Here is a 10434-nt window from a genome sequence, read left to right as displayed (position 1 = left end):
GCGATCATGGCAGCGCGGCTGTCCGGGGCGGACGAGATCGAGGTCGTCGAGCCGCACCGGGACAAGCGCGCGGGCGCCGTGCTGTTCGGAGCAACGCGCGTGCTGGCGCCGGAGGACGACGTGGTCGCCGAGGTGTACGGGCTCAACGGCGGCGCTGACGTGACCATCGACGCGGTCGGCAAGGAAGGCTTGCTGGAGCAGGCGTTCGACGCCACCGCACCGGGCGGCAGCGTGGTGTGCGTCGGTGTTCCCGCGGCCACGGCCTACGCGAGCGTTCCCGCCGCGCGCTTCGTGCGCGAGGAGAAGTACCTGACCGGCAGCCTCTACGGCTCCAGCCGCCCGGCCCAGGACATCCCGAAGCTGCTGAACCAGTTCGGCACCGGCAAGCTGCCGATCGACGAGCTGATCTCGAAGACCTACCGCTTCGACGAGATCAACACCGCGTTCGCCGATCTGGCCGCGGGTGCGAGCCGGCGCGGCGTCGTGCTCGTCGATGCGGAACTCGCCGGCCGATGAGCGCGCATCCGGCGCCGGGCGAGCGAGGGGAAGGCAACCGCAGCCCCGCCGTCGCGCAGGCCTTCGCGGTGCTCGACGTGCTCGCCGACGGGCAGCGAGGTCTGCGGTTGAGCGAGGTCGTGCAGCGAGTCGGCGCGCCGAAGAGCTCGGTGCACCGGCTGCTGGCGACGATGTGCGAGCTCGGCGTGGTCCGCAAAGCCGGGAACGGACGGTTCGTCGTCGGCCCGCGAATGGCCACCTACGCCGAACCCGACGGTGGCGAGGGGCCGCCGGCGAACTGACCCCTCCATCCGCTCGGCACCACTCGCACCGGAGACGCACGCCCTGCCGGTCTCCGGCGAACCACGGAAAGGAACCGGATCATGAGCACCGGAATCGACGGCCGCAGCTCCCAGGCGTGGGGCGGAACCAACCCGGACGGCGTGCACCTCAACGTGGTGCTCGCCGAACGCGGATCACCCACCGCAGCGATCATGACGGGCACGCTCGCGCGCCCCGCGGAAGGGTTCACCCCGATCCTGGTGTGCGTCGGCGAGGACCAGCCGTCGTACCGGACCGTGCGCCCACCGACGATCATGCTGAACAAGACCACATCGCCCACCGATGAGCACGTGAACCTGGTCTCGGGCGCCTGCCAGCTCGGCATCGCGCAAGGCGTGCTCGACTCCGTCGCCGGCGGACTGCTCGCCGAGGATCAGGACTCGCTGGTTTTCGCCGCGGTCTGGCTCAATCCGGCGGCCGAACGCGGAGACGCGGTGCGCCTGGCGACCCGCACCGCGATGCGCGCAGCCGTTCGGGAAGCTCTGCGAGGGCGCATGGACGCCACCGATCTGATCGCCGACCGGGATGAGCTCACGCACCCCTTCTACGTGCCCTGAATCGTGCGCCGGCACGAGAACCCATTGCTGTCAACGCAAACCTCGGCTGTCTCGCTTCGAGACAGCCGAGGTGAGCGGATTCGGACGACCGCGGCGGGCGGACGCGGCGGTTTCGCGGCCCGAGTGCGTCAAGCTGGTCCGAAGTTCCAAATGGCCCGTTCGGCGACGTCTGCCTTCGCGCTGAGACGGCCGTTCGTGCTGATGTCGACCTCGCCCATGTCCGGAAGGGCCGGGTCGGTGAGGACTTCCACCACGTAGGGCTTGCCCGCGCCGACCTTGCGGACCGCCTCGGCCAGCGCCTGCTCGAGGTCGCCCGCGGATTCGATCAAGCGGCCGTCGACGCCGAAACCCGCCGCCAGATCCACGAACGACAGCTGGGGCTCTCCGTCGAGATGGAGGTACTCGGTCTTGCCGCTGGGATCCCAGTCGTAGGACTTCCGCAACACGTCCAAGCCGACCCGGAGCGTCTTGTACTGCTTGTTGTTCGTGATCAGGTACAGCACCGGGAGCTGGAACTTGACCGCGGTCCACCACGTGTTCAGGTAGAACAGTGCCGATCCGTCTCCGACCGCGTTGACCACGATGGGCGGCTTGCCGCCCGGCTCCGCCGCGCCCGCACCGGAGCGGATCATCGCGTCGGCGACACCGAGACTGGCTGGCATCGAGTAGCCCAGCGAGCCTCCTTCGGACGACATGTAGCTGCTCGGCGAATCGAAGGACAATCCCTGCTGGAAATCCGCGGTGTCCGAACACGCTTCGTTGATCAGGCGGACCGAGTGGTCGCGCAGCGCCGTGTTGAGCGCGTTCACGAGCATCGCGGGAGCGATGCCGGTGTCCGGGACCTCCTTCGCCCGCTGCTGGAAATCCTGCGCGAGCGACCGGTCTTCCTGCGCCAGCTGCTCGTTCAGGCCGTCCACGTGCCCCTTGTCGTACCCGGGATGGGCCCTGATCGCCGCGGTGATCTTGGGCAAGGCGTCCTTGATGTCGCCCAGCGGCGCCGCCGCCCCGTAGTGGTTCTTGCCGATCTGCCACGGATCGTTGTGCAGGTAGACCTGGGTCAGGTGCCCGGGGATCAGGGGGCCGTCATCCCAGTTGTAGATGACGAGCTGCGCCTGCGCGTTGAAGCCGCACAAGAACACGGTGTCCCGCACCGTGTCCTGATCTTTGCGCCCGAGAACTTGCCGGACTTGTTGCTGCACGCTGGGCAGCTCGCCGCGCGCATGTGCCAGGTGGTGGGGATAGTTGAGGTGGCTGCTGGACTGCTCGTTGTACACCGGTGCGCCGATGGCCGTGGCCAAGTCCTGCAGTTCGTGCCACGCCTCGGCATCGCCGACACCGTCACCGGCGACGATTACCGGATACCGCGACTTGGCGAGGAGATCCGCGGCCTTGTCCAATTCGGACGGCTGTGCGTGGAATTCCCCAGCTATCCTGGTGAACCGGCCGCGCTGCGGATCGGCTCCCTGCTGCACCAGGAACTCCCACGGGATCGACAGGAAGACCGGCCCCATCGGAGGTGTGAGCGCGGTTTTCAGCGCGCGCTGCATGGCCATGCCGATCTCGTTCGGGCCGCGCACCTCGTAGGCCCACTTGGTGTACTGCTTGGCGACTTGAGCCAGGTCCGAGCCCAACAGCGGTTCCTGGATGAGGAGATTGCTGTTCTGCTGTCCGCACAGCACCACCAGCGGGATGTGCGACCGGAACGCGTTGAAGAGGTTCCCGATCGCGTGCCCGACTCCCGGCGTGACGTGCAATCCGACCGCACCGGGCACGACGTCGCCGGTCTCGGTCCGCCGGTGCCGCGCGTACCCCATGGCGGCGCCGAGGGCGATGTTCTCGTGCAGGCAGGGCACGTACTCGACGCGGTGCTCCGGAACGTCGGTGCCGTCGATGAGCGGGATCTCGTTGGTGCCGGGCACCCCGTAGAGCCGGTCGACACCGGCGGTCTTGAGGTAGTCGAAGATGATGTCCCGGCCGAGCCGGGGATTGTTCTCCTGCTCGATCGGGAGCCACTGGGTGTGCTGCTCGTGCTTGGCTTCGGTCACTGCGTTGTCCCCCTCGGGAATCGAGTCGTGAACCCGGGTTGTGCTGGGCGGCACTGGAATGGCAGGCGAAAGGTCGCGGTACCGGAGAATCCCCGCGCGTCGGTACAGCTCTCGCATTCCCCCGAGCTGCCGGTGGCGGTGCACTCGGTTGCAGTCGGGATCCGCAATGCCGGCGAATCGAGCAAGCATCGGCGGATTTCGTCTCCCGACGACGAACGTTCGTCGTGTCGGCCCCCAGCCCGCTCACGCACGCCGACGATCCAACTTCAACGGCGATTCGAAGCTAGCAGGACTTCCGGGCGGTGTGGGCCGAATCGCGAAATCCGGCGATCGAGTACTCGCGGCTCACTGTCGATGCGACCGGCCCGCCGACCCTGAGCATTCCCGAAACGGGAATTTGAGTCCATAATGGAAAGTTGACGCTTTGCCGCTGCACGACGACTTCGCGTCCCGCCCGGAATCCCGCTGTTCGACGACGCCGGTGCCGGCGATCGCGCCGGCCGCGGCATCGAGCGGGTCAGTCGTAGATGACGTCGAGTCCGCGTCGCCTGAGATCGTCGAGGGTGTCCTGCATCGCCTGTAGCTGCTCGCGGGTGTGGCCGGTCCAGTTCTCGAGTTCACCGATGATGCGGACGGGTTCGCGGGTCCGATAGGAACGAGTGGGATTGCCGGGCAGCTTCTTGTCGGTGACGTTGGGGTCGTCCTCGATCGGGCCGGTGGGTTCCACCAGGTAGATGCGTCCGGGACCTGCGCCCGCGGCGAGTTCGGCTGCCCAGGTGGCGGCGTCGAGCGTCTCGGTCACGTAGACGTGGTTCATGACCCTGCCCGCCTCGAAGTTCGAAAGGCGGCCCGGCAGCAGCAGGTCGCCGACCGCGAGATCCGCCTTCGTGCCGTGCAGCAGAGCCCCGGACTCGTGAATCTCGAAGGGCGTGGGACCGGGCGTGGTGTCACGTCGACTTGCCATGAACAGCTCTCCGTTCGTGCCGCTCCGTTTGCGGACCCCGGACGCGGAGGGTGCCGCACGCCGCATCTCGCGCCATCAGTTGACCACGGTCGGCGCTGCGAGGTCATTCCGCGGCGCCCGGCCGCCGGTGAACGGCGAGGTCGTCGTCCGAGTGTGCAACGTTTGGCGATCGGGGAATTCCACGCTGCTCGCGGACGCCGCGTCCGATCGGCCCGCCCGGCGTCAGTCCTCGAACTCACCTCGCTCGGCGCGTTCGGCGAGCGAGGTCCAGAACCGCAGGGCGGCGTGCTCCATCTCAAGCCCGAGGCCGAGCGTGACCATGCGCCGCGAAATGGCCGGTTCGTCGCCGAAGCGCTGCTGCATCTGCTCGTACTCGGCGATGCGCGCCTGATGTTGCTTGATCTGGTCCTGCGCGAGCCGCTCGACGTCGTCGGAGTCGGCGAGCTCGTTGAAGAAAAGCTTGATCTCGGCGATGTCGCGCAGCTCGAAGTGCTGGTCGGTGGGCTCGGCCAGCCATGAGCGCATGGCCGAGAGGCCGGTGTCGGTGATCGTGTAGGTGCGCCGGCGGCGCCCGTCGTCCTCCTCCTCGACCTCGAGCAGTCCCAGCTGTTCGAGCCGCTTGGGCTCGGAGTAGAGCTGGGCGTGCGGGAAGTGCCAGAAGTAGCCCACCGAGTGGCCGATGGCCCGCTTGAGGTCGTACGAGGTCGATGGCCCGCGCATCGCGATCATCCCCAGCACGACGTACGAGGTCGTGGAAAGCCGAACCGTTGACACGCTCCGAACCCTACCGTACGTTTCCAACCATCTGTTTCGGACGATTTGAAACGGATGATCTGCCTCGGGCTTGTTTCGCACCGGTGATGTTGCGAGAGGACTGGGAATGGATCTCGGGAGAGTGTTGAGCTGGACCGCCGAGCGGTACCCCGCCGGCCGCGCGGTCGGCGGCGAGCGCTCGATGACCTACGCGGAGTGGGACGTCCACACCAGCCGGCTGGCTCGTGCCTTGGCCGCGCGCGGCGTCGGTCACGGGGACAGGGTCGTGTTCCTGCTCGCCGGTGGCGAACCGATGGCCTCGCTGCACCTGGCGGCGCAGAAGCTCGGAGCCGTCTCGGTTCCGCTGTCGTTCCGCTTCGGTGTCGACGAGCTCGCCTATTGCGTGTCGGACGCGGCGCCGAGGTTGGTGGTCACGGACGTGTCCACGGTCGAGAGGGCGTGCGAGGCGCTGCAGCGCACCGAGCCCCTGCCGCACGCGCACGTCGGGGAAGGCGCTCCGGCCGGTGTCGAGGAGCTGCTGGGATCCGCCGCTGCTCAGCCCGACGGCGCGATCGACGCACCGGTGCGCGACTCCGACACGAGCGTCATGCTCTACACCTCGGGCACCACCGGGAAGCCGAAAGGTGTTCCGCGCACGCACCGAGCGGAGTTCTACGCCGCCGTCGCGCACCTGCACCAGAGCCGGTCGGCTCCCTTCGAGACGACCCTCGGCGTGATGCCCATGTTCCACACGATGGGCCTGCGCACCCTGCTGGCCAGCGTGGTCAGCGCCGGGACCTGGGTCCCGCAGGTCCGGTTCGACGCCGAGGAATCGTTGGAGCTGATCACCCGGGAGCGCGTCTCCGCGCTGTACCTGGTGCCCACGATCTACTGGAGCCTGCTGGGAACGGGCCGGCTGGGGGAGACCGGCGTCCGCAAGCTCGCCTACGCCGGAGCCGCGATGACCCCTGCACTGGCGGAACGGCTCGTCGCCGAACTCGACCCCGAGGTGCTGGTCAACCACTTCGGCAGCACCGAGATCTACACCTTCACCATCGGGCCGGACGTCGCGGCGAAACCGGGCTGCGCCGGGCGCCCCGGCGTGTTCACCCGGGTTCGCCTGGTCGACCCGCACCCGCGGGCCACCCCGGACGCGCTGGTCGGTGCCGGCGAGCAGGGCCAGATCGCGATCTCGATGGAGTCGCCGGAAGCCTTCACCGGGTACTGGAACCGGCCCGACGCGGATGCGAAATCCATCCGCGGCGGCTGGTACTTCCCGGGTGATCTCGCCGTCGCGGACGAGGACGGCGACCTGTGGGTGTCCGGACGCGTCGACGACATGATCAATTCGGGCGGCGAGAACATCTACCCCGACGAGATCGAGGACGCGCTGATCCGCTGCCCGGAGGTCGCCGACGTCGTGGTCGTCGGGATGCCGGACGACCGCTGGGGGCAGGCCGTCACCGCGTTCTTCGTCCCCGCAGCGGGGCTCACCCCGCAGGACGCCGCCGCCGCGCTGACCGGGTACATCCGCTCCGGGGCCGGGCTGCCGCCGCTGAAACGGCCCAAGAGGGTCGTCGCGGTCGCCGAGGTCCCGAAATCGGCGGTGGGCAAGATCTTGCGCCGCGAACTCACCGATGGGCGGTTCACGCCGCTGGCAGAGGTCTCCGCTGCTTCGATCGGATCGCGAAAGTGAGCACTTCGATGACGCCTGCGCGCACCACGGCACGCATCGAGGACCCCGCCCTGCTGACCGGGCGCGGCCGGTTCCTCGACGACCTCGACCCGCTGCCGGGCACGTTGACCGCGGCGATCGTGCGCAGCCCGCATCCGCACGCCCGCATCCGCGGCGTCGACCTCACCCGTGCTCGCGCGCACCCCGGTGTGGCGGCGGTGATCGGACCCGACGAGGTGCTGGAAGCGCTGAACCCGTTCCCGCTGTCGCTGAAGACGCCCATGTCGTACTACCCGACGGCGACCGATCGGGCGCGCTTCGTCGGCGAACCCGTCGCGGTCGTGGTCGCCGCCGACCGCTACGCCGCCGAGGACGCCGCCGAGCTGGTCTCCGTGGACTACGAGCCGCTGCCACCGGTCGTGGACGTCGACGCCGCGCTGCGCCCCGAGGCACCGCGACTGCACGACGCGGCCGACAGCAACGTCGCCACCGACCGCACGTTCCACTTCGGACCCGTGGACGAGCTCTTCGCCGCAGCCGATCACGTCGTCCGCGGCGAGTACCGATTTCCGCGCTATTCGTCGACACCGATGGAGTGCTACTCGGTGATCGCCGAGTGGCAGGACGAAGTGGACGGTCCGGCGATCGCCGCCTGGGCGAACTTCCACGGTCCGTTCTCCATGGTCCCGGTGATCGCGGGTTCGCTGGGCGTGCCGGCCTCTCGCGTGCGGCTGATGATCCCGGCCGACAACGGCGGCAGCTTCGGCATCAAGGCCGGGATCTACCCCTACGTGGTGCTGATGGCGCTGGCCAGCAAGCACGCCGGGCGCCCGGTGCGCTGGACGGAGGACCGCAGCGAACACCTGCTGGCCAGCTCAGCGGGTTCGGACCGGGCGATGCGCTTCGAAGCCGCGGTCAGCGCGGAAGGCCAGGTCCAGGCGTTGCGGGCGGATCTCGTCGACAACGTCGGCGCCTACCTGCGCCCGCCGGAACCGAGCACGCTCTACCGGTGCTTCGGAAACCTTACCGGCGCCTACGACGTCGAAGCCGTGCAGATCCGCTCGCGCGCGGTGGTGACCAACAAGACGCCGACCGGGCTCAACCGCGGTTTCGGGGGCCAGCAGCTCTACTTCGGGCTGGAACGGCTGATGGACAAGATCGCCGCGACGTGCGGGATCGACGTCGCGGAGATCCGCCAGCGCAACCTGGTGCCCGCGGACGCGTTCCCGTCCCGGACGGCGACCGGCGGCATCTACGACTCGGGCGACTATCCGCAGGCTTTGGCCCTGGGGTTGAAGAACGCCGACTACCCGGCGCTGCGGCAGCGCCAGCGGGAGGCGCGGGAGCGCGGTGAGCACTTCGGCATCGGGCTGGCCACCATCGTCGACCCGTCGGCGACCAACATCGGGTACGTCGGACTGGCCACTCCGGCCGAAGAACGCCCAGCGGGGCGCGGAAAGTCGGGTTCCACCGAGCACGTGCGGGTCAGCGTCGACGTCAACGGGGTCGTCTCGGTCCTGCTGGGAACCGTCCCGCAGGGCCAGGGGCACGCCACCGTCGCGCAGCAGGTCGTGGCCGACAGGCTCGGACTGCCGCTGGAGAAGGTCCGGCCGGTGGTGGAGATGGACACCGCCACCACACCGTGGACGATCAGCTCCGGCAGTTACTCGTCGAGGTTCGCTCCGCTGCTGACCAGCGCGCTGGTCGAGGCGTGCGACCGGCTCGCCCGCACGATGCGGACGGCGGCCGGGTCGATGCTGGGGCTGGACCCCGAAGAGTTCGAATTCGCCGAAGGCCGGATCCGGCACCCCGACGACCACGCGAAGTCGGTGGACTTCCGCCACGCCGCCGGAGTGGTGCACTGGGACCCCGGCTCGTTGCCGGAGGGAACCTCGGCCCGGCTGTACGAGGAAGCCGCCTTCACACCACCGCAGGCCAAAGCGGCCAGCCGGGACGACCAGATCAACTCCAGCCTGTGCTACGGCTTCGTCGCCGAGCTCGTGGTCTGCCGCATCGACCCGCAGACCTACGAACTCACCCTGGAGCTGGTGTCCACAGTGCACGACGCGGGCACCATCCTGAACCCGGTGCTGCTGGAAGGGCAGGTCCACGGCGCGCTGGCGCACGCCATCGGCGGCGCGATGTACGAGGAGATGCGCTACTCCGACAACGGCCAGCCCACCTCCGCGACGTTCATGGACTACTTGTGCCCGACCACCGCGGAGGTCGGCTACGAGCTGCGCAGCGACCACCTGGAAACGCCTTCGCCGCTGACCCGCCTCGGTGCCAAGGGCTGCGGCGAAGGCAGCTGCATGAGCCTGCCGGTGGCCATCGCCAACGCCGTGGCCGACGCGCTCGGGCCGTCCGGCGCCGACATCACCACGCTGCCGATTCACGGCGACGTGATCCACCGCCTGCTCACCGCGGCGACAACGGACACCGCGGTGCTCGAAGGAACAGAAGGGGAGAACTGACGACATGGCCCTCACCGGAGGCGAGATCAAGCTGACCCGCGGCCACGACGGCCGGGTCGCGTACCTGACGCTGGACCACGGCAAGTACAACATCATCACCTGGGAGACCCGGCAGGTCATGGCCGACCGGTTCGCCGAGATCGACGCCGACGACGCCATCCAGGTCGTGGTCATCCGGGGCGAAGGCGAGCACTTCTCATCGGGCGGCGACATCGCGGGCTTCATGGAGGTCGACCCGGTCGACTTCACCGACCTCGGGCACAACGTGACCGCGCCCTCCCGCAGCCCCAAGGTCGTCATTTCCGCCGTCGACGGCTACTGCTTCGGCGTCGGGTTCGAACTCGCGCTGTCCTCGGACATCCGCGTGGCGACCGAACGAAGCCAGTTCGCGCTTCCGGAGATGAACCTCGGCATGATCCCGGGCTCCGGCGGAACGCAACGCCTCGCCCGGCTGATCGGGCTCTCCCGCGCCAAGTACCACGTGCTGACCGCGTCCCGGATCAACGCCGACGACGCCAAGGACTGGGGACTTCTCGCCGAGCTGGCCGCCGATCGAGCGGAGCTCGACGAGAAGGTCGAGCGGCTGGTGACCAAGCTGATCGGGTTCTCCCCGCTGGCCGCGCGCACCGCCAAGGAAGTTCTCGACCGCGGCGTCGACGCCCCGCTGTACAGCGGGATCGAGCTGGAGCGCAAGGCCTACGCGATGCTGCGCTCCAGCAAGGACTTCGCCGAAGGCGTCGCCGCGTTCGGCGAGAAGCGCACCCCGAAGTTCCAGGGGCGGTGAGGAGCTGGATGAAGGCCGCACCCTTCGCGTACGCGCGCCCCGCGGCGTTGTCCGACGCCGTTGCCGAACTCGTCGACGCAGACGGCGGCGGCAAGGTCATCGCCGGCGGGCAATCCCTGGTTCCGGTGCTGGCCATGCGGCTGGCGCGGCCGACGACCCTGGTGGACATCAACGCGGTCACCGGGCTCGACGCGCTGCGGGCAGTGGGCGACCGGCTGGAGGTCGGCGGCACCGTCCGGCAGCGTCGAGTGGAGCGCGCGCCCGAGTCCGCGCAGGTGCCGTTGCTGCGGCTCGCGCTGCCCTGGGTGGGGCACCGCGAACTGCGCAGCCGCGGCACGATCTGCG

Annotated in this window: 10 protein-coding genes; 7 read left to right on the top strand and 3 right to left on the bottom strand. The window is 69.0% G+C overall.

The features are described from left to right. From IJH84_RS09075 to IJH84_RS09065, 3 genes are all read left to right on the top strand, one after another. On the top strand, positions 1-516 hold a 516-nt coding region (locus IJH84_RS09075; protein ID WP_295142645.1), incomplete at its 5' end, for a zinc-binding dehydrogenase. Continuing rightward, entirely contained in the window at positions 513-797 is a 285-nt protein-coding gene (locus tag IJH84_RS09070; protein WP_295142642.1) for a helix-turn-helix domain-containing protein, read from the top strand. The genes IJH84_RS09075 and IJH84_RS09070, both read left to right, overlap by 4 nt. 81 nt (positions 798-878) lie before the next feature. Then, a complete protein-coding gene (locus IJH84_RS09065) occupies positions 879-1394 on the top strand; it encodes a formaldehyde-activating enzyme (RefSeq protein ID WP_295142639.1) in 516 nt (171 codons plus the stop codon). A 128-nt stretch (positions 1395-1522) separates the two neighbouring features. On the opposite strand, the gene IJH84_RS09060 is transcribed toward IJH84_RS09065, so the two are convergent. The 3 genes from IJH84_RS09060 to IJH84_RS09050 form a co-directional block, all read right to left on the bottom strand. Continuing rightward, positions 1523-3439, bottom strand: a complete 1917-nt coding sequence (locus IJH84_RS09060) for a thiamine pyrophosphate-binding protein (RefSeq protein ID WP_295142636.1) — start codon at positions 3437-3439, stop codon at positions 1523-1525. A 517-nt stretch (positions 3440-3956) separates the two neighbouring features. Then, positions 3957-4403, bottom strand: a complete 447-nt coding sequence (gene arr / locus IJH84_RS09055) for an NAD(+)--rifampin ADP-ribosyltransferase (RefSeq protein ID WP_200072827.1) — start codon at positions 4401-4403, stop codon at positions 3957-3959. Between the two features lie 222 nt (positions 4404-4625). Continuing rightward, entirely contained in the window at positions 4626-5177 is a 552-nt protein-coding gene (locus IJH84_RS09050) for a PadR family transcriptional regulator (RefSeq protein ID WP_295142633.1), read from the bottom strand. Between the two features lie 106 nt (positions 5178-5283). On the opposite strand from IJH84_RS09050, the gene IJH84_RS09045 reads away from it, so the two are divergent. From IJH84_RS09045 to IJH84_RS09030, 4 genes are all read left to right on the top strand, one after another. Continuing rightward, positions 5284-6852, top strand: coding sequence for a class I adenylate-forming enzyme family protein (locus tag IJH84_RS09045; RefSeq protein WP_295142630.1), 1569 nt, complete (start codon positions 5284-5286; stop codon positions 6850-6852). After that, on the top strand, positions 6849-9305 hold the full coding sequence (locus IJH84_RS09040; RefSeq protein ID WP_295142627.1) for a xanthine dehydrogenase family protein molybdopterin-binding subunit: 2457 nt from the start codon (positions 6849-6851) through the stop codon (positions 9303-9305). The genes IJH84_RS09045 and IJH84_RS09040 overlap by 4 nt, the downstream gene beginning before the upstream one ends. Before the next feature lie 4 nt (positions 9306-9309). Next, a complete protein-coding gene (locus IJH84_RS09035) occupies positions 9310-10089 on the top strand; it encodes an enoyl-CoA hydratase/isomerase family protein (RefSeq protein ID WP_295142624.1) in 780 nt (259 codons plus the stop codon). 8 nt (positions 10090-10097) lie between these two features. Next, the coding region (locus IJH84_RS09030; protein ID WP_295142621.1) for an FAD binding domain-containing protein at positions 10098-10434 on the top strand (337 nt) is incomplete at its 3' end.

The sequence above is a fragment of the Saccharopolyspora sp. genome (assembly GCF_017434145.1).
GTDB classification, from domain to species: Bacteria; Actinomycetota; Actinomycetes; order Mycobacteriales; family Pseudonocardiaceae; genus Saccharopolyspora_C; species Saccharopolyspora_C galaxeae.
This window is presented reverse-complemented; position numbering and strand designations above follow the sequence as displayed.

What these genes read in the sequence shown, in the direction of transcription:
- IJH84_RS09035 (WP_295142624.1), top strand. Translation starts at nt 9,310, where the DNA reads ATGGCCCTCACCGGAGGCGAGATCAAGCTGACCCGCGGCCACGACGGC.
- arr (WP_200072827.1), bottom strand. Translation starts at nt 4,403, where the DNA reads ATGGCAAGTCGACGTGACACCACGCCCGGTCCCACGCCCTTCGAGATT.
- IJH84_RS09065 (WP_295142639.1), top strand. Translation starts at nt 879, where the DNA reads ATGAGCACCGGAATCGACGGCCGCAGCTCCCAGGCGTGGGGCGGAACC.
- IJH84_RS09045 (WP_295142630.1), top strand. Translation starts at nt 5,284, where the DNA reads ATGGATCTCGGGAGAGTGTTGAGCTGGACCGCCGAGCGGTACCCCGCC.
- IJH84_RS09070 (WP_295142642.1), top strand. Translation starts at nt 513, where the DNA reads ATGAGCGCGCATCCGGCGCCGGGCGAGCGAGGGGAAGGCAACCGCAGC.